Consider the following 18,687-nt stretch of genomic DNA (forward strand, 5'->3'; position numbering starts at 1 on the left):
TGTGTTATCAAAAATTAATAAAAGACAAAATTTAATGAAAATTAAAAACTCAAGAAAATATAATGTATCATTGCCAGATAATAGAATTTTAACGTGGTATGAATCAGGTCCAGAGCAAGGTAAGCCAGTATTATTTTGTACCGGTGCAGGTATGAGTGGTTTATTAGGAGTCGAAGTTGACCTTTTAAATAAGCTTAATATTCGGTTGATTACACCCACTCGCCCTGGATTAGGCGATTCCACCTTTGATCCTCAAAAGTCGTTAAAATCTTTTTCTAAAGATATTTTATTTTTATTAGATCATCTTCGTATTAAAAATATTAATGTAATGGGGTTTTCACAAGGTGCTGTTTTTGCTATGGCTCTTTGTGTTTATTGTCATGTTGATAAATTACTTATTGTCGCAGGACAAGATCAATTTGACTATCTAGATACACAAAATAAGCTAACAGATGATGTTGTTAATATGCAACGTCAAGCTGTTGGATCACCAGATTCGTTAACTAGTTGGATTAAGCAAAATATAACAGCCAAGTGGTTAATGGATTTTATTCTAAATAACAGTGCCGATGTTGATTTGGCTATTTATAAATCAATTGATTTTCTCCCAGTTTATCAAGAATGTATGGTAAAAGCCTTTAAACAAGGCAATGATGGATATACTCAAGATTTGCTGATTACTATGCAACCTTGGGGATTTTCACCTGAAGAAATAAAGACACCAACAACCTTATGGTATGGTATGAAAGATACCAGTACAGTTCATTCTCCAGACTTTGGGGATTTATTATTTCAACGTTTTCCTAATGCTGAGCGGCATTTATGGCCAGAAGAAGGCGGTTCACTTCTATGGACGAAAACAGAAGAAATTTTATTAGAACTAGCTGATTAAGGTGATGTAGTACATTAATGATAGAGTAGATACTGGTTATCTTAAAAAAATAACAGTATCTACTTTTTTATTTATGTTCTTAAATTAAAATAATGAGATAGGTAAAATAGATAATTATTTTTATCTTATAATTATTTTCTAATTTGACGGGTGAAAAGTTTTTTTAAAATAAAGATGAAAATAATTTGCTATAAAACGAATTATATGACTTAATAGCGCCACTGGTTTGGAAGTACAGACCTATTTATGTTAGTGCAGTTTTAAGTAGTTCACCGTTTAGCGTTATCCCTGATACCTCTTCGTTGCGAATTCCTTCAAATAGTGACCATAAGTAAAAATCCGAAATCAAACCGCAAACAATGCCTTATGGCAAAATAATTAATTAAAGGAAATCTTATGTCTAATACAATGACTGGTACAGTAAAATGGTTTAACGATGATAAAGGTTTTGGCTTTATCACTCCTAAAGACGGTAGCAAAGACGTATTCGTACACTTTTCAGCGATCCAAAGCGATAGCTTCAAATCTCTGAAAGAAGGTCAAGAAGTTTCATTTTCTATCGAAAATGGCGCTAAAGGCCCAGCTGCAGCGAACGTAATCGCTCTGTAATTTACTGTATATATTGCTTAATGCAATATGGATACAAGTAAGATCTAAAAAACCTCACTTCGGTGGGGTTTTTTTATATCAATTTATAGTATTATTTAAATTTGAAGTATATTTATTAAAGCGTATAAAAAATAGTTTTATTAAAGTTATGTAAGTATTTAATGTAAATTATTTAAAATTCTATAAAGTTATTTACTTTAATGCCTAATAATTTTTACAGATAAATAAATTAATGGAGAAATTAATTCTTATAATGGCAAAATAAAGGCATTAAGACATTGCCTTCTCAATCAAAAGAAAGAAAAAAACTTTATTAGAATAAAAAATATCAGATAAATCATAAAAATAATTTAAGATAAAATTAAATTAATATTTAGTGACTTATCTTAAACAATTGCTGTCTAATTTAATGTGGCTTAAATGCTTTTTAGTTCCTAAAGGACAAACTTGTGTACGCTAAAAATGTTTTCTCATTGCATCTATTACATCCAAAATATATCTTAACTTGGTTTGGTGTCTTTATTCTTTTTTTATTAGTACAACTTCCTTATGCTTGGTTACTTTTTTTAGGTAAACATCTTGGGGTGTTATCTCGTTTCTTTGTCAAAAGAAGAGTCTCGATCATAAAGAAAAATTTAGAATTATGTTTCCCTAATAAAGATGAAAATGAAATTAACAAGCTTGTTATGGATAATTTATCGTCACTAGGTGTCGCATTATTTGAAACGGGCATGGCGTGGTTTTGGAGTGACCGCCGATTAAAAAATCTCTTTGAAGTACAAGGGATCTCCAATTTTACTGATGCAAATGATAAAAAAGCTGGAATTTTATTAATTGGTATCCACTCTATGTCTCTAGAGCTGGGTGGGCGCATTATGGGGCTTTGTTTTCCTGTGAATGCGATGTATAGACCACATAATAATAAAGCGATGGAGTTTATTCAAACTAAAGCAAGATGCCGTTCAGATAAGGGCATGATAGATAGACGCAACTTAAAGTTTATGGTTATGGAGTTAAAAAAAGGGAAGGCAATTTGGTTTGCTCCTGACCAAGATTTTGGTTTAAAAGGTACAACATTTTCTCCATTCTTTTCTGTTGAAAAAACATCAACTTCAAAAGGAGTTGCTATATTAGCAAAACTATCAGGGGCACCTTCTTTAACTGTTACTTTGGTCAGAAATGAAAATCAGAAAGGTAAAAAATACAGTTTAATCATTGGTAAAGAATTGATTAATTATCCTTCTGAAGATATTCAAAATGACACAGATAGAATGAATAAGTTGATTGAAACCGAAATTATGCGAGCACCAGATCAATATTTATGGGCTCACCGCCGTTTTAAAACTCGACCAGCAGGTGAAGCCAGTTTTTATAATTAATTATGAATATATTATATAAAAAAAGACCAACACATGATGTGTTGGTCACAGTAAATACTGGAAGCAATGTGAGCAATGTCGTTGTGAAAAACCAAGTAAAATACTCAACTATTCACAAGGTAAAAGATAATCATTATCATTTTAGTTGTCAACCCCAATATTTGTATGGATTTGGAAGATAAAGATAGGGGATACAAAGCAAAGATAAGAAGATAAAAATTTTTATAAATAAGTTAAAACAGAGTTAGCAGATATAGAAATAAACTATATCTGCCTAATATATTATAACCATAATAGAGAATACCATTTATATAATAATGAATTCTAACTCTTGGAAAATATATACTCGTTATTTAATAATAAATATTATTTCTATTTGATAGAATTTAATGTTTATTAAAAATATAGGATTTTAAATTTACTATATTAATTGTATACGATATCCATTATTCCTACATTTTCTTTGATCCAATTTATGCTCATTGAACCTTTATTTTCACCTAATTGAGCATTAAACATTTTATTGGGTTCGATTTTATGTAAAGTTTCTTCCATTTCAGTTCCATTCCAACAATTTGCTTTAAAAGTATTTCCTACTGAGTCGGTCATACAATTCCCCTCTACAATTGAACCTGTAAATGTAATTGTTCCTGAACCGATTACTTTATTATTATTTGCCATAGTTGGAGCTGATAATAAAAGTGCTAAACAAGTTCCGATAATAAAATTCTTTTTCATTTTATATTCCTCAAATATTCTTTCTTTGGTTAATTCTTGATTTGTTTTTCTGTGTACGATGAATAAATATCTTTTCGTATCGAGTTGATGGAAGAAATATTAGAGGAAAAAAATATATCAATCTGTAAAAAATCTTGATAGTTAATGACAGGTAAATAAAGATTTATGAATGAATTTATGATTTTCTCAGCACATAATCATTAATATAAATTGATTGTTATTTATGTAATTACTTGAAATTTAAGGGTAAAATTTATTTTTGATTATTTTTGTTAATAAGTTAACTTTTTTTGACATTAGTTAATTTACTTAATTTTTTAGTGATACATTTTGTCGTTAAAATAGAAAACTTATAAAATGAGTAATTTCAGAGTTCAAAAATATTTGTCAAAGCATTACAAAGAAATGGTTATTAAGAATAAAAAACTATCTTTATTCGATGGCTTTTAAATAGATAAGATAGAACTTGATATTGAAGGGAAGCAAATTATAGGTAATTGTCCATTGCAAAAAATATAACAGGCATAATATGTTTGCGCTATGGGGAAAAAACAGGAAAGCACGTTTAGTTTGAAAATAGTGAGAGTTTAGCGATTGAGCATCTTAAGAGGATAATTGAGATAAAAAAATCCCCGCACGAGGCGGGGGAAAAATTAAATATCTATCAGTGATGAAATACTGAAACCAATAGTAAGGGAAAAAAAGATATCAATCTGTAAAAAACTTTAAAAAGAAATAATAAGAATAAAGTGCAGAATTGAAATAATTTTCTGAAAAAATAAATTTTTTTTGATTTTTTCTATTTAATTATTTTATTTTATTTAATTTTAATTTTCACTTAACAGTGAGGCTAAATGATATAAACTAAAACCATCTTGGTTTAACTATAAAGTTTACATACATTTAGTTGAAAATTTTGATAATTTACTTCGTTGGTTAGAATAACAATATGCTTATTTATAATGAGATTGGAATTAAAAATAGACAATAATAAGATTTTATTATTGTCTATTTAAAAAAATTAAAGAAAAATGTATATTTATCTGTTAGTTACCATTTTGTTACATCAATTTCATTGTTCTGATATGCCTTCGCAATATAAGAAGAGATATTGTTGCGTATATAAGGATTTTTTTCTTTGGGATACATTTTCCAAGCTTGTTGTAAATAAGGTAACAACTCACTATCGATGTAATTTGAGCTCGATAATGCCTGAATTGCACCTAAGCAGATCTCTTCATTTTCAGAGATTGCGAGTTCATAAAATGCTGATGTTTTATCTTTTAAATTAATATCATGAGAAGCTGCATAAATTGCACTTCTTATTATTTCTACGCTTGAGTGAGTAAAGAAGGGTTGGAAATCTTCAACTAAAACAGCTTTTAATTCGGCCAAAGAGTAACCGATAAAACGCAATGTATCTTCGCTATTCGTTACTTTAAGAATTGGGAAAAGGTTATCTTTGAAAAGAGAACATTGATCTCTATATTTAAAGTAAATAATAGGAATAACAATGTCTGTTTTTTCATCAAATGGAGCAACTAAAGCTTGCTGAATATAGGGCAATGCTTGTTCTTTAAAATAAGAGGCTAAAACATTTAACGAAACTTTATATAACTCAATATCTTCAGTTTGCAGTTGTTGTTCTAGAAAATATAAACTGCTGTTGGATAATTCAGGTAACTTAGTTAATGAGTTGATAGCACTAATTTTTTTCGTAATATCTTTATTATTTTTGGCAAAATGAAGTAACGTTTCTTCATTACCTCCCATTCGATGACCAAACCAGCTTGTATCATAGCCTAAAATCACTTCATCTAACCAACGTTCGTACCACTGTGTAAATGAAGTTTCATAGGAAAATATGTAAGGAGTATCTGAATTAACCCAATCAGATGTATATAAAATATGACCTTTATATTTACCATTGACCACTAATAAAAGATCGTATTCACATCCACAAGTACCTAAATAAAGTGTACCTTGATGAACTCTATCGTAAATAATATCAAAGTCTTCATCACTACAGTCTTCGGGGACATGACAAAGTGCTTTCCACTCATCAATATTCATTTTAGGTTTAAGTAAGCAGGGTAATGCACAATTTTGTACACCATTTCTATCTATTGCGTCATCAAAAGCATATAGGCCATAGTAAGGGCCTGCACCACCATAAGAGCCTGTACCACCATTGCCAATTTGAGTTACAAAGGCGATATAATCTTCGGGAAATTCACATCCAGCCTTTGCTTGTAGCTGGTTAACTTTCTCTATTGAGAGTGGAGAGCTTAGTTGATATTTATGATTGTCAGCACCAAACTCCTTATATTCATGATCAATACTAGTTGCTAGTACTAATTTCTTACGGATACGCTCGATAGGATTATCTGCATATTTTTTATTAAGTTGTTCCCATTGCTGCTCTGCTGTTAGCTCTTCATTTTTTCCAATGATGGTGGAAATAAAACCCATAATTTAAAATCCCTATTGATGATATGGTTTAATTATAACGTGGTGATTTCATGATCCTTTTTAGATAGTGATAACTAAATACAATATTACTATCTTGCGTTAGATTCACTATAAGCTATTTTAGTTTTAACAAGATAATAGTATTTTGAAGGAAAGTATGTTCTCCATTTAGGGTTAAATGGGTTATGGAATAATACAGATAAAAAAAAGACCAACGCTAGGAGAGTTGGTCAATAAATACTAGAAGCAATGTGAGCAATGTCGTTGTGAGAAACTGAGCAAAATACTCAACTATTCACGAGGTAAAAGATAATCATTATCATTTAATGTGTCAACCCTAAGAAAGTTGCGGTTATTATTTATTCACACTAAAAGTCAATAAATTATCTTACTTTATAGAAACTAAAGTTGGAATTTTATTATTAATAACAACAAGATCACTACTTTCTGATTTAGTGTTTATCGTATTCTTAACAGCATTCATTTTTTTCATTTTATTGACTAAATCTTTAAAATGTTGAGAGCGTAAATGTATCGTTTTCTTAACCATGAATTTTCTCCTTATGAATTGTAGTCATAACAATAATAAGGATATTATTTAAATGCAAATGATAATCAATATTATTTAGAGTGTGTGATTTGATGGTAAAGTGCTTATGTTCAGGTAAATACTACGATTTTATCTGCTTCTTTGTATAAGTTTTCTTATCTTTGCTCTCTTAAAAGAGTGATATTATGAATAATAAAAGGAACTAACAGAGGATTTTGGCGATGGCATATGATTTAACGAAGCGATTAGTCATAGGGCTTTCCTCTAGTGCATTATTTGATTTAGAAGAATCAGATAATATTTTTCGCACACAAGGAGAGGAAGCTTATCGAAAATATCAACATAAAATGCAGGATGTACCTCTAAATAAAGGTGTTGCATTTCCTTTTATTAGCCGGCTTTTGAAGCTAAATAATATTAGACCTGACGATCCACTCGTTGAAGTTATTTTGTTATCTAGAAATGATCCCGATACTGGATTAAGAGTGATGAATTCTATTGAACATTATAATCTAGGGATCACCCGAGCCGTATTTCTTCAAGGAAAATCACCTCATATTTATATTCCAGCATTTGATATTGAGTTATTTTTATCTGCTGATCATGATGATGTTTTACAAGCAATTAATGCAAATTATCCAGCAGGACAGATATTAGAAGGCCATGTTAATGATGATGATGCCGATGAATTAAGAATTGCGTTCGACTTTGATGGTGTGATCGCTGATGATGAAGCAGAAGTTATTTATAAAACTTCAGGGGAGTTGTCTCAATTTCACAAGCATGAAGCTAAAATGGTTGATGTTCCTCATAACCCTGGACCATTAAAGAAATTTTTACTGCGTATTTCTGATATTCAAAAATTAGAATTAGAAAAAGTAAAACAAGATCCTACATATATTCCATTGCTTAAGATCTCTATTGTTACTGCGCGTAATGCACCATCTCATAAACGTGTTATTAATACGATGAGAACGTGGGGAATTTCTGTTAATGAAGCCTTTTTTATGGGGGGAGTAGAGAAAGCCAATGTTTTGAGAATTCTAAAACCTCATATATTCTTTGATGATCAAAAACTGCATTTAAAATCATCATCTGAATTACCTTCTGTCCATATTCCTTTTGGAATAGCAAATAGAAAAATAGATAATAAATAATAAGTATTTAATTATTGAGTGTCTGATATATAGCATACACTCAATTTTTATTTTGTCTAATTATGTTTTTCCTTCAATTTAAATAATAACTTTATTATAAACTGGATCTATTTTATAAAAGTAGTATGGTAGTTATTAAATAACTACTAAAAATTATAAATGATAAATATTTATAATTAATTTCAAGAGGTCTTAAGTTTAATTTAAAGAAGGAAAATTGAAGTGGATAATAATCATAGATTTTTTTCTGACGAAGTGTGCCCTAAAACTGCATTATATGGTCAATTTTATGGTGATAATCACTATGCTGGCCGAGATTATGAGCGGAAAATATATTATGGAAATAAATTCCCAAAAACTAAAAAAGGTTTTTATTTTAAGAAATTAATGAATTTTAAATAATAGCAATAATAAGCAAGTAATATGTGATCATTTTAAATGTAGATATCAATATTTTTTAAATTGATATATATTTAAAAACAAGTTGATGATTGCGTAACTTATGAAATTTACTACGCTGAAAAATAACAGCGCAGTAAAAATTATTATTGAGTCTTTTCAATACCAATAGGTTGATAACCTTGCCATAAAGGTTTGAAATGTTCACCCGAATTATTTGGTATTAGATGAATGTAAAAATTACCGATTTTGCTTAATAAAGTGCAATCATCAACATCTTTTAAATTGTCTTTATGTTGTTGCAGACTATTTACTAAAAGGGTCGCAATAGCCTTCTCTTTAGCTTCATTCGCTGATTTAGCAACAAATAAATCAAATTCATGCAATTCAGCTAGATTTGATGGATGATAGCCTCCCACATTAACAAAATATAAATTATCGTTACTATCGCTAGGTTTATCACTAAGAGTGATATTAAACCCATCAACCCAAGTGATTTCTGCATAACCATCAATATGTACTTTGTCTTTATCTCCAAACCATGCTTCTCTTAACGCAGGCCAAGCATCTGTAGGTTTTTCTGCCACAACAAATTGGATATCGTGAACTTCAATATTTGACTTACCGGCATTACCACCAATGTAGAACATAAATAACTTCATTGCTTTTCCAACTTTTTATTTTGTTATCGATATATAATTTATTATATATCGATTTGAGGAGAAAGTGTAAAATGAGACGATAGATAAGATCATGGGCGTGAATGTTGAGTATTAGTGCTTAATCATAATTAGAGAAAACCTTCCTTATAGTTATAAGGGCAATCTGTTCTTAAATACTGCGTGTAATTTTGACGCTAATACTTACTTTAAATTGATATTATTATTTCTTGCCCACTTTTTTAATCTCCCATTAGCGTTGGCATAAGGTGAAGATGTGTTAAATGAGATCATTCGACCCATCGTCCATTTTGTGTACCATGGTTTACCATACAAAATATCATCAGTTCGCTCATCAATAAGTGCCACAATTTCATTTTTTACAGCCCGAAGTTCAGCTATTAACGAGTCATAATTTAACTCACTGTAATCTGAGTAAAATTTTTGAGCAAGAAGACCAAGTTGGTTCCATTTATAACCAGTGTCTGGAAAATCGATAGGTAAACCTTTGGCATCAGATGTGATCCATTTTACAACAAGAGAATTCCATCCGAGCAAATACGAAACAAGATCACGAACACTCATCTTGGTTCCTTTGGCGTGCCCATCCATTGAGCGCTCCGAAGTAGTTTCTATCGGGATTGCATCAAGATAACTAATTAATTTATTGAAATTTTTATCAATAGCTAAAAGTAGTTCAACTTTTGTTTGCGGTACACTCATAAGAACTTCCATCTAATTAGAAGAGAAAGAGCATAAAGGGCTGTGTAGTGTTTAAAAATATATTATGTACTATCCACCATAATAGGGGAAGATCCTTTTATAACAGTGTAAATCTCGATTTCTGAATATAATTGGGTCTATATCTTTAAATATTGAATTTAGGCTTTTTTATTTGTAGCTAATTTATTATTGAAAACTCATTTTTCATTTCATTATTATGTGGTAGTGAAAGGGCTGTTTTATTACTTTAGGTATCTCTATGAATGTCAATTTCGATTTGTTTACTGAAGAGGTCAGGAGAGAGATAGCTAGGCGTAGTTTGCATGAATTTATTCAGTATATAAACCCGGAATATATTACAAGCCACTTTTCAGAAACGGTGTGTAATGCGTTAGAGCAATTTTTGTTAGACATGATGGATGGTAAGCGCCCTAAGTTAATCTTAAGTGCGCCACCTTAGCATGGTAAGTCTGATATTGTTTCTCGCCATTTGCTAGCCTATTTCTTTGGTAAATACCTAAATATGTGTGTTGGTGCATTATCGTATTCATCAGATCTCGTTAGTGATATGAACACCGATGTTCAGCGAATAATGATGTCCGATAAATATCGTGTGTTATTTTCTAAAAGCGAGTTAGATAACAAGTTTGAGAACGGCATTGCAGTTAAATGTAATTCTGACGAGTTTGATATTGCTAACCACAAAGGCCGTGATTTTCGTGCTGGTAATCCTATACACAAGGTTATGGTTACGATTATGAACGTGACCAAGTCACAGATCCTGCTGCGAAAGATATTGAACGTGAAAAAATGAACGGGATATTTCACGATATCACGGAAGCGATTGGCGAAATTCAATCTTTTGGTTTTCCAAAATGGGATGAAGCTGGTAAGCCGTATGCGATACGCGCCATTGTGTACCATAAAAATAAAGTCTGGCAGTCTAAAGTTGAGAATAACAATATCGAGCCGGTTGCCGGTAATGCATGGGCAGAGTTAGCAGAGTTAAAAGCCGATGCCACAGCGAGTGATGTAGGCGCTTATTCTAAAACAGAATCAGATCAACGTTTTCAACCTTTAGGCAATTACACACCATCCGGTTACAGTTATTCAAAATCAGAGTCAGATAATAAGTATCAGCCTAAAGGGAGTTATGCAACTGCGGGGAGTAGTTACACAAAAGCTGAGAGCGATAGTCGATACATACCTAAAAATTGGGTTGGTGAGATTTATAACGGTGCCTTAAATGAAGGAAATTCAGTTAAGGTCATTATGGTGTTCGAGGCCGTTCTTTATATATGTTATCGGATAGGAATGACATTGGATTAACAGAGATCCGTATACCTGCGGATAATCTTCTTGTCACTATAAATAATGGTGATAAATGGACTAGAATGAAAACAACAGAGAATGGAACAAGAATACATATTGTTGCAACCACACTGACGATTAAGAAACTATATTTGATTAAAACTAAATTTATTCAATTTAGAAAGATGATGCTTTTCTATGGAGTATCATCTTTCTTATAATAAGTTATGCGTTATTGGTAATTAGTATGTTTTCTTTTTTTGTATAACAAGTGCAATTATCTGGAATATTTTTGTTTATAAAAGACATAGCACCAATGATAACATTATTACCAATGGTAAGTGTATTACCAATAATGCATGAATGGGCACCGATTTCAACGTTATCACCAATAATAATGAATCTCTTATTTTTGATTTCAGAATATCGAGAACCACCAACACCTATTGTAGTGTTTTGTCTAATGTGACAGTTTTCACCAATTGTAGCTAGACCTGTGATAATGACGCCAGATAAATGGGCAAATGATATCCCTGGTTTTATTTTTGCATTTAAATTAATTTCAGCTCCATATTTTAAAGATATCTTTCGATTTATATAATTTGCGAGTTTTGAATGAGTTTTATGATGTAAGAAACTGGCAATCCTCCACCAAAAAATAAAACGCCTATCATGGCACTTATAACTTCTTAACATGGCTCTACGCCATGAAAACTTTTTATCATTGGATTTAATCACTTCGACAGATAAACATTGCTTTAAAAATCTGTAACTAGTGTAGTCATAACTATCCATTGCTGTATTCCAAAATAAATCTTTATATAAATTAATTGTGTTTAACTGAATATTTATCTTTTTAAAAATTATACACAGTATTTTTACTATATAAAAATCGCTCCAATTGCTCAAGCAAATCCCTAGCCACATCCTCCGTCATATAGGTTCTCATCGGTTCTCGCTTAACATTCTTCATTTCAAATGTATTCTCATCAAACTTTGGATCAGAAAAGATAATATCCATAAACAGATAGCCATACGGGTTATCTGCAGATAAACGAGCCTCTTCTAACTGAGCAATATATTCCGCATTATTGATTTCGAGTTTAATCATGGTATCACCTATTTTACTGTATTTTTATACAGTAATTTATATAAGGTAACGAATAGAATAGCAAGGAGAAAAGGGCAATTTTATGAGCTAAAGAAAGGGTGATTTTGAGAGATGATTTGTCGTCGTTTTACCAGAGTTTTACCAGTGGCAAATTTCAGGCATAAAAAAACCAACCATAAGCGGTTGGTTTTTCTAAGGAATTTTGGTCGGCATGATAGGATTTGAACCTACGACCCCTGACACCCCATGACAGTGCGCTACCAGGCTGCGCTACATGCCGTTTGTGCTCTGTATATTACTGTTTTTGACTGCTAAAGCAACCCTTTGCTAATTAAGTGACGTAATTTTATACGTCACTTAATAGTGCTAGCGTTCAATAAAACGCTTCTGCTCAGCCAGAACTTGCAGTAATAATTTTAAATCAGGTTTTGCAGAGCTGATCTCTTGTCCTGATTTATCAAATAAAGCATACCGGCCATTCTTATCTATCAACAAAGTATTATCTTGTAAAAAGACGACAAATGCCTCTTCATCACCTGTAAAAATCCATGGATGATTACGGGTGCTTGCGAATAAATCTTCACCTTGTGAATAGTTATCAGCTGGGCTTATGACATGTAAAACATGCTGCATTAAGGTTGTCATAATATCTTGATGGCTTGTCATTCGATCAATAACCTGTGGCGTCATATTTGGCCAATGTATCATCAATGGCACTTGTGACTGGCTTAAATTAAAGGTAGTCTTATTTGAAAGCCATTGATTAATCTGCTTCTTATTGTTGTCTTGATGATAGCTAGAAGTGACAACTACAACAGTATTATCTAGCACTTTGGTTTCTTGTAATGTCTTAAATATTGTCTCAAGTTGATCATTTAATGTGGTGCGTTGAGACGCATTATTGGTGTGACCATTAATTTGTAAGAAAGAGAACCAAGGGGTTGTTTGGCTGTTTTTGACCAGCCAATTGCTCCAACTATCAATTGTGGCATTGTTATCACCACTGCGTGATGTTGGGAGGGAAAAATCTGATAGCACAGCTTGTTTAAACAGTGGCGTTTGGAAACCATTAGTTGAAAACATTGCTAATTGGTAGTTCCGATAACTTAGCGCATCGAAAAGTGCAGAGTTTTTTCTGCTACTTAATACACTGTCTAAATAAGAAGGTGAAATACCATAAAATAGGCCAAATAATGCAGTGTCATTATTAATGCCTGATGAGTAATGCTTTGAAAAATAAAGATTATTTTTTGCGAATTGTTGCAGACTTGGTAATTCAGGCACTTCTTCGTTACCTAAACCATCGATGACAACCACCAGCAAGTTATAAGAATAGGTATTCTTGGCATAGATTAATGGAGCAAGAGGATAGGTGATCCCTTGTGCTGCTGGGTTACCCTCACTGATAACACGTTGCTCATATTCTGATTGATTAATAAAACCATGACGTTCAAGGAATTTACGCGCCGTCATTGGATACGATAGCGGTAAATTAGCTCGTTGCATGGTGATTGGGCGATAGAAGTTAGCATCAGCCCAAATTGACATAGAGTGAGATAATATAAAGCAAGTAATAAAGACACCCGCTAATGGTTTACCCCAACGTTGGCGATTTAAGCTGCGTAATTTTTGCCAACTCCACGTTGCAAAAAGCATTTCAATAAGAAAGATGATGGGAATGCCAATAAAGATAAGTTGCCATTCACGCGCCATTTCACCTTCATCTGGATTAATCACGAGATCCCAAACAAGTTGAGTCAAATGGAGTTGAAATTGCTGGTAAACGGCGATATCAAAAATAAGGATAGTTAATCCAGCACTGGCAAGGGCACAGGAAATGACTCTAAGTAGCCGTTGAGAAACCGCTACGAAGGTGAGAGGGAAAAGGATGAGTATATAGATAGCAAAGACAATAAAACTAAAATGTCCCATCCAACTCACAATAGCGTAAAAACGACCAGCAAAAGTTGCAGGCCAATCAGAAATAAACAGGTAACGGCTCCCAAGCAGTAAGCTTAGAATAATATTAAATAGCGCAAACCAGTGACCCCAACTGATCATTTGGGATACTTTTTCACGATAGGACTGAGGTCTCGTTACCATGTCTATAAATAATTTTTCTATGTTTATTAGTGAATATTGCCTTCATCAATTGAAGCACGCAATGCGTGAACAAAAGAATCAGCAATCAGCATTCGTTGAGCAGGGGCAATGCTTGTATTGATTAAGTTTGTCACCATGTTCCCCAACACCATCAAAGAAAGATCTGTAGGAGTATGATGTTTTTCAAGAACGCTGACAAGTTCTGCAAGTAATTGCTCAACTTGTTCATCACTATAACGGGATTTTTGTGGCATAAAATCTGAATTCCTACTAAATGAATAAAACGCTATATATTACCGTATTACTAGGTCTTTTTCCGCTATTAAATTAATTAATTTTCCCTTGATACTGAAAGTAGGGAGTGTTTGAATACGCGCACGAGAAAGAGACGCAATAGAAGAGGACGACCATGAGTCTAGATATTAACCAATTAGTTTTGCATCAACTTATTAAGCGAGATGAGCAGACATTAGAAGTTGTGCTACGTGATTCACTCTTAGAAATTGAACCCGTTGTTCAGGAGATGATTGAAGAGTTACATCGTGTATACAGTGCAAAAAGTAAAGCTTATGGTCTGTTTAATGAAGAAAGTGAATTAGCAGAAGCGCTGCGCTTACAGCGTAAAGGCGAAGAAAACTTTTTAGGTTTTTCACGAGCAGCAACCGTGAGACTAAAAGATGAATTAGCAAAATATCCTTTTGCAGAAGGTGGCACCGTTCTATTTTGCCACTATCGCTATTTAGCGGTGGATTACCTTTTAATTGCTGTACTTAGTAGTTGTAACAGTATGTGGGTAAATGACAGCCTTGATGTGTCATCAACGCGCTATTTAGATATTCCTCATGCAGACATTATTGCTCGTATCGATTTAACTGAATGGGAAACGGCGCCCGACTCTTTACGTTATTTAACGTTTTTAAAAGGTCGTGTTGGACGTAAAGTCTCTGACTTCTTTATGGACTTTTTAGGTGCTCAAGAAGGTTTAAACGCTAAAGTTCAAAATAAAGGCTTATTACAAGCGGTTGACGATTTTTGTGAAGCCTCAGAAATGGGCAAGCAAGAGCGTCAAACTTGTCGTGAGCAAGTATATAGCTATTGTAACGAGCAATTACAATCGGGCGAAGAAATTGCCTTAACAGAGCTTGCCGAAGAATTACCGTCTTTGGGTGATCAAAACTTTGCTCAATTTACTGAAGAAAAAGGCTATGAGTTAGCTGAAACATTCCCCGCAGATCGCAGTACGTTACGTCAACTGATGAAGTACTCAGGAAGTGGTGGTGGATTAACAGTGAATTTTGATGCGAAATTATTAGGGGAGAGAATATTCTGGGATCCAGCAACAGATACGCTCACCATTAAAGGTACACCGCCTAATTTACGTGATCAGCTACAACGTAGAGCATCAGAAAAATAATTAAATAGTAGAAACAAATAACGCCACATTAAGTGGCGTTATATGCTCGGCGTCCCGAAAAATAAAGCTCGAAGGGTGGCTTATTAAGCGCGCAGGAAGTCGATATGAGTAATTTTTGGTTTATACTCGTGACGTTGCACTGCTTTAACTTTAACTTTAGTTTCTTTGCCATCGATAACCAGGTTTACGAAATCTGAATAGAATTCTGATTTGTGTTCTTGGTTGATAACTTCGTTGTGATCTAAATCGATAGCGATTGGCTCTTCATTTCCGCCATAAACGATAGCAGGAAAACGGTTAGCCACACGCAGGCGGCGGCTCGCACCCTTACCCTGCTCTTTACGTACAGTTGCTTTGATAGTTAACATCTTTTTTCTCTTATAAAAAAGAAAGAAAATACATACTTGTTACAGGCGACCCAGCAACAAGCTCGAGATTTGGTTTATCTAAAAATAGATAAAGCGGGGCGCATTTTAACGAAAAAGTCCTCTAACAGCAAATATAAATCCAGATTAATATAAGGTATCTGCTTTTCGGTAGCGGCCTGCATAGTCAAAAATCTTATTTCTTATCTTCCAGAAGCGCTCTTTTTTGCCTTTATGGGCGACAATAAAGTCGGGGTGACGTAACAAATCAAACTGTTTAATAATGTCGTTGGCATCATGCCAAACAAAAGGAACACCTGGTGCGCGTTGATGTTCACGTAAAAATTTTAATTCAAATACTTTTCGTTGAGCTGGGGTGGTTAATCGAAAACGTTCAGAGACAGACGTGCCTTCTTCATCGTAATAATTAATTTCTAACCATTCACCTTTAACATCATTTCCTGACTTAAATTGCATTCCACCACAGCGTAGAACTAATGCCCCTTTGAGTTTTAATGCCGCTTTGAGCATATCATCAGGATCAACCAAGATATCATCGCAATGAACACAGCGACGTGCTGCAATATCATTTTCTTCATTACAATGAGGACACAATTTAAAGCGGAAACGAAATTCACATTGCTGTTTTTGCCCTTGTTCATTGAGTTCCCAACCTTGGCAACGGCGACCATAGTGTTCAATGATATCCCCATCAGCATCTACAATTCCCCAAAAGGTATTGGCAAATTGGCAAATAGGACAAAAAACTTGTACCGGCTGACTATTTGGATTGGGTTTTTTAGTACCAACTTCGGGTAGATAGAGATCATGAGGATTACCTGCATAATCTAAAATCAGGCATTCTGTTTTTCCTGCAAATAATCTTAATCCCCGTCCTACAATTTGCTGGTATAAACTCACAGACTCAGTGGGGCGTAAGATAGCAATTAAATCAACATGAGGTGCATCAAAACCTGTTGTTAGTACGGCAACATTGACCATATAACGTAATTGTTGCTGTTTAAAACGGGAAATAAGATCATCACGTTCATAAGAGGGGGTATCCGCACTGACTAATGCTGCTTCATCTTGTGGTAAAAGAGAAAGGATCTCTTTTGCATGTTCAACTGTCGCCGCAAATATCATTACTCCTCGGCAATTTTGCGCATATTCAATAATTTGAGCGACAATATGAGGCGTAATACGTTTTTGTCTCTTTATTTCACGGTTTAGATCTTCCTCATTAAATATCCCATTTTGACTTGTTCTTACTTGGTTAAAGTCGTATTGCAATATAGGCATATCTAGGCGAGTTGGTGGAACTAAAAAATGATTGCTTATCATATAGCGTAAAGGCAATTCATAGATACAATCGCGGAAAAAGCAGTTTTCATCACCTCTGATCATACCGTGATAATGATATTGATAAATCCAACCCGTAGGTAAACGATAAGGTGTTGCAGTTAATCCTAAGATACGTAATTGTGGATTAATGGATTGCAATTGTTTAATGACTTGCTGATATTGGCTATCTTCAGACAAACTAATGCGATGGCATTCATCAATAATAAGAAGAGAAAAAGTATCACTAAACCGCGATAAATTACGGGCAACAGATTGCACACTACCAAAAACAACTTTCCCGCTACTCTCTTTTTGTTGTAAGCCAGCAGCAAAAATATCTGCAGATAGACCATAAGCCTCATATTTGCTATGGTTCTGTTCTACTAATTCTTTTACGTGTGCTAACACCAATACACGTCCGCGTGCTCTTTTAGCGAGTTCTGCAATCACTAAACTTTTCCCTGCGCCAGTAGGTAATACAATTACCGCAGGTGTATTGTGTTGGCGAAAATAAGAGATTGTCGCGTTAACAGCGTCAAGTTGATAAGGTCTGAGTGTAAAAGCCATAACTCTATATAAGAAATCAAACGGGGCGTCAGCGTAACATTTTTTTATAGGTAGCGCGAATAAGGGAGGAGTAAAGAGCGTGATAGTTTATTTATAAATTAATTAGTTGTTTTATTGTTAATATTCATTTTTAATAGATACCTCATATCAGATGGTATTCTTCCATTTTTCAGAGAAATTCATGCGATTAGATAAATTTTTATCCCAGCAATTGGGTATTAGCCGTAGCTTGATCCTTCGTGAATTAAGAGCAGGGCTTGTAACAATTGATGGCGAAATGGTGAAAAGCGGTTCAACCAAAATTGCACCAGAGCAAGAAGTAGCTTACGACGGTAATGTCTTAACTCAAATTTTAGGGCCTCGCTACTTTATGTTGAATAAGCCAATTGGCTATGTATGTTCAACAGACGATCCAGTTAATCCAACTATCCTCTATTTTATTGATGAACCTTTGGCTCATAAATTACATGCTGCTGGGCGTTTAGATATTGATACAACAGGACTTGTTTTATTAACGGATAATGGTCAATGGTCACATCGTATTACGGCACCAAAACATCATTGTGAGAAAACCTATCTGGTTACGTTAGAAGAGCCGATTGGAGAGGGTGTTGCTGAACAATTCCAAAAGGGTGTTCAACTCAACGGTGAAAAAGACCTAACAAAACCCGCCACGTTAGAAATTATTACGCCAACAGAAGTCAAACTTACTATTAGTGAAGGCAAATATCACCAAGTAAAACGTATGTTTGCAGCAGTGGGTAATCATGTAAGTGCATTACATCGTGAGCGTATTGGTGATATTACATTAGATGAGACTTTAGCTGAGGGCGAATATCGTCCATTAACAGAAGAAGAGATCAACAGCATTCACTTACCTCAATAATTATTATT

General features: G+C 33.6%; 18 protein-coding genes, 1 tRNA gene and 2 pseudogenes. 9 read left to right on the forward strand and 12 right to left on the reverse strand.

Annotation, left to right across the window (positions count from 1 at the left end; genetic code table 11):
• Positions 1–34: 34 nt before the first annotated feature.
• The 3 genes from JEP36_RS00765 to lpxL all read left to right on the forward strand — a co-directional run bounded on the left by JEP36_RS00765 (position 35) and on the right by lpxL (position 2,880).
• Positions 35–892, forward strand: a complete 858-nt coding sequence (locus JEP36_RS00765) for an alpha/beta fold hydrolase (RefSeq protein WP_198626547.1) — start codon at positions 35–37, stop codon at positions 890–892.
• Positions 893–1,288: 396 nt separating this feature from the next.
• A complete protein-coding gene (gene cspE, locus JEP36_RS00770; protein WP_006537332.1) occupies positions 1,289–1,501 on the forward strand; it encodes a transcription antiterminator/RNA stability regulator CspE in 213 nt (70 codons plus the stop codon).
• A 449-nt stretch (positions 1,502–1,950) separates the two neighbouring features.
• A complete protein-coding gene (lpxL, locus tag JEP36_RS00775; RefSeq protein ID WP_198626520.1) occupies positions 1,951–2,880 on the forward strand; it encodes an LpxL/LpxP family Kdo(2)-lipid IV(A) lauroyl/palmitoleoyl acyltransferase in 930 nt (309 codons plus the stop codon).
• Between the two features lie 426 nt (positions 2,881–3,306).
• Here the strand turns inward: lpxL and JEP36_RS00780 are convergent, their stop codons facing one another.
• The 3 genes from JEP36_RS00780 to JEP36_RS00790 form a co-directional block, all read right to left on the reverse strand.
• Positions 3,307–3,618, reverse strand: coding sequence for a hypothetical protein (locus JEP36_RS00780; protein ID WP_196533092.1), 312 nt, complete (start codon positions 3,616–3,618; stop codon positions 3,307–3,309).
• A 1,050-nt stretch (positions 3,619–4,668) separates the two neighbouring features.
• Positions 4,669–6,090, reverse strand: a complete 1,422-nt coding sequence (locus JEP36_RS00785) for an SMI1/KNR4 family protein (protein WP_198629760.1) — start codon at positions 6,088–6,090, stop codon at positions 4,669–4,671.
• Positions 6,091–6,478: 388 nt separating this feature from the next.
• Positions 6,479–6,640, reverse strand: coding sequence for a hypothetical protein (locus tag JEP36_RS00790; protein ID WP_167392491.1), 162 nt, complete (start codon positions 6,638–6,640; stop codon positions 6,479–6,481).
• A gap of 221 nt (positions 6,641–6,861) precedes the next feature.
• Here JEP36_RS00790 and JEP36_RS00795 point away from each other — a divergent pair, with 221 nt between their 5' ends.
• Both JEP36_RS00795 and JEP36_RS00800 read left to right on the forward strand, forming a co-directional pair.
• The gene (locus tag JEP36_RS00795; RefSeq protein ID WP_198626523.1) at positions 6,862–7,797 is read left to right on the forward strand and encodes a 5'-nucleotidase; all 936 of its coding nucleotides are present in this window, start codon (positions 6,862–6,864) and stop codon (positions 7,795–7,797) included.
• A 222-nt stretch (positions 7,798–8,019) separates the two neighbouring features.
• A complete protein-coding gene (locus JEP36_RS00800) occupies positions 8,020–8,199 on the forward strand; it encodes a hypothetical protein (protein ID WP_088493237.1) in 180 nt (59 codons plus the stop codon).
• 143 nt (positions 8,200–8,342) lie between these two features.
• On the opposite strand, the gene JEP36_RS00805 is transcribed toward JEP36_RS00800, so the two are convergent.
• Positions 8,343–8,858 (reverse strand): DUF1543 domain-containing protein, encoded by a 516-nt coding sequence (locus JEP36_RS00805; protein ID WP_198620673.1) that lies wholly within the window; start codon positions 8,856–8,858, stop codon positions 8,343–8,345.
• A gap of 201 nt (positions 8,859–9,059) precedes the next feature.
• Positions 9,060–9,578: a ClbS/DfsB family four-helix bundle protein gene (locus tag JEP36_RS00810; protein WP_198620672.1), complete on the reverse strand. Its 519-nt coding sequence runs from the start codon at positions 9,576–9,578 to the stop codon at positions 9,060–9,062.
• A 259-nt stretch (positions 9,579–9,837) separates the two neighbouring features.
• Between JEP36_RS00810 and JEP36_RS17870 the strand changes: the two are divergent.
• Positions 9,838–10,305, forward strand: a pseudogene (locus tag JEP36_RS17870) (phage terminase large subunit); the annotation flags it as partial.
• 2 nt (positions 10,306–10,307) lie between these two features.
• Positions 10,308–10,790, forward strand: a pseudogene (locus JEP36_RS00815) (hypothetical protein); the annotation flags it as partial.
• Positions 10,791–11,114: 324 nt separating this feature from the next.
• On the opposite strand, the gene JEP36_RS00820 reads toward JEP36_RS00815, so the two are convergent.
• The 5 genes from JEP36_RS00820 to JEP36_RS00840 form a co-directional block, all read right to left on the reverse strand.
• On the reverse strand, positions 11,115–11,684 hold the full coding sequence (locus JEP36_RS00820; protein WP_198629761.1) for a serine acetyltransferase: 570 nt from the start codon (positions 11,682–11,684) through the stop codon (positions 11,115–11,117).
• A gap of 61 nt (positions 11,685–11,745) precedes the next feature.
• On the reverse strand, positions 11,746–12,000 hold the full coding sequence (locus JEP36_RS00825; protein WP_198629762.1) for a hypothetical protein: 255 nt from the start codon (positions 11,998–12,000) through the stop codon (positions 11,746–11,748).
• 203 nt (positions 12,001–12,203) lie between these two features.
• Positions 12,204–12,280 (reverse strand) — tRNA-Pro (locus JEP36_RS00830).
• 86 nt (positions 12,281–12,366) lie between these two features.
• Positions 12,367–14,103 carry an LPS biosynthesis-modulating metalloenzyme YejM gene (gene yejM / locus JEP36_RS00835; RefSeq protein WP_198620667.1) on the reverse strand — a complete coding sequence of 579 codons (1,737 nt, stop codon included), beginning with the start codon at positions 14,101–14,103 and terminating at the stop codon, positions 12,367–12,369.
• A gap of 26 nt (positions 14,104–14,129) precedes the next feature.
• On the reverse strand, positions 14,130–14,357 hold the full coding sequence (locus JEP36_RS00840; RefSeq protein WP_004247042.1) for a YejL family protein: 228 nt from the start codon (positions 14,355–14,357) through the stop codon (positions 14,130–14,132).
• A 155-nt stretch (positions 14,358–14,512) separates the two neighbouring features.
• On the opposite strand from JEP36_RS00840, the gene yejK reads away from it, so the two are divergent.
• A complete protein-coding gene (yejK, locus tag JEP36_RS00845) occupies positions 14,513–15,517 on the forward strand; it encodes a nucleoid-associated protein YejK (RefSeq protein WP_099074944.1) in 1,005 nt (334 codons plus the stop codon).
• An 83-nt stretch (positions 15,518–15,600) separates the two neighbouring features.
• Here the strand turns inward: yejK and rplY are convergent, their stop codons facing one another.
• Positions 15,601–15,885 (reverse strand): 50S ribosomal protein L25, encoded by a 285-nt coding sequence (gene rplY / locus JEP36_RS00850; protein WP_023581385.1) that lies wholly within the window; start codon positions 15,883–15,885, stop codon positions 15,601–15,603.
• A 144-nt stretch (positions 15,886–16,029) separates the two neighbouring features.
• Positions 16,030–17,793 carry a DEAD/DEAH box helicase gene (locus tag JEP36_RS00855; protein WP_198629763.1) on the reverse strand — a complete coding sequence of 588 codons (1,764 nt, stop codon included), beginning with the start codon at positions 17,791–17,793 and terminating at the stop codon, positions 16,030–16,032.
• Positions 17,794–17,974: 181 nt separating this feature from the next.
• On the opposite strand from JEP36_RS00855, the gene rsuA reads away from it, so the two are divergent.
• Positions 17,975–18,679 carry a 16S rRNA pseudouridine(516) synthase RsuA gene (rsuA, locus tag JEP36_RS00860; protein ID WP_100157926.1) on the forward strand — a complete coding sequence of 235 codons (705 nt, stop codon included), beginning with the start codon at positions 17,975–17,977 and terminating at the stop codon, positions 18,677–18,679.
• Positions 18,680–18,687: the final 8 nt, after the last annotated feature.

The sequence above is a fragment of the Proteus sp. PR00208 genome (assembly GCF_016238545.1).
Lineage (GTDB): Bacteria > Pseudomonadota > Gammaproteobacteria > Enterobacterales > Enterobacteriaceae > Proteus.

Excerpts from the sequence above, each read along its gene's own strand:
- JEP36_RS00780 (WP_196533092.1), bottom strand. The coding sequence starts at position 3,618 with ATGAAAAAGAATTTTATTATCGGAACTTGTTTAGCACTTTTATTATCA.
- JEP36_RS00795 (WP_198626523.1), top strand. The coding sequence starts at position 6,862 with ATGGCATATGATTTAACGAAGCGATTAGTCATAGGGCTTTCCTCTAGT.
- JEP36_RS00785 (WP_198629760.1), bottom strand. The coding sequence starts at position 6,090 with ATGGGTTTTATTTCCACCATCATTGGAAAAAATGAAGAGCTAACAGCA.
- rsuA (WP_100157926.1), top strand. The coding sequence starts at position 17,975 with ATGCGATTAGATAAATTTTTATCCCAGCAATTGGGTATTAGCCGTAGC.
- JEP36_RS00810 (WP_198620672.1), bottom strand. The coding sequence starts at position 9,578 with ATGAGTGTACCGCAAACAAAAGTTGAACTACTTTTAGCTATTGATAAA.
- JEP36_RS00825 (WP_198629762.1), bottom strand. The coding sequence starts at position 12,000 with ATGATTAAACTCGAAATCAATAATGCGGAATATATTGCTCAGTTAGAA.
- JEP36_RS00790 (WP_167392491.1), bottom strand. The coding sequence starts at position 6,640 with ATGGTTAAGAAAACGATACATTTACGCTCTCAACATTTTAAAGATTTA.
- JEP36_RS00765 (WP_198626547.1), top strand. The coding sequence starts at position 35 with ATGAAAATTAAAAACTCAAGAAAATATAATGTATCATTGCCAGATAAT.
- JEP36_RS00805 (WP_198620673.1), bottom strand. The coding sequence starts at position 8,858 with ATGAAGTTATTTATGTTCTACATTGGTGGTAATGCCGGTAAGTCAAAT.
- JEP36_RS00820 (WP_198629761.1), bottom strand. The coding sequence starts at position 11,684 with ATGGATAGTTATGACTACACTAGTTACAGATTTTTAAAGCAATGTTTA.
- yejM (WP_198620667.1), bottom strand. The coding sequence starts at position 14,103 with ATGGTAACGAGACCTCAGTCCTATCGTGAAAAAGTATCCCAAATGATC.
- cspE (WP_006537332.1), top strand. The coding sequence starts at position 1,289 with ATGTCTAATACAATGACTGGTACAGTAAAATGGTTTAACGATGATAAA.
- JEP36_RS00855 (WP_198629763.1), bottom strand. The coding sequence starts at position 17,793 with ATGGCTTTTACACTCAGACCTTATCAACTTGACGCTGTTAACGCGACA.
- rplY (WP_023581385.1), bottom strand. The coding sequence starts at position 15,885 with ATGTTAACTATCAAAGCAACTGTACGTAAAGAGCAGGGTAAGGGTGCG.
- JEP36_RS00840 (WP_004247042.1), bottom strand. The coding sequence starts at position 14,357 with ATGCCACAAAAATCCCGTTATAGTGATGAACAAGTTGAGCAATTACTT.
- yejK (WP_099074944.1), top strand. The coding sequence starts at position 14,513 with ATGAGTCTAGATATTAACCAATTAGTTTTGCATCAACTTATTAAGCGA.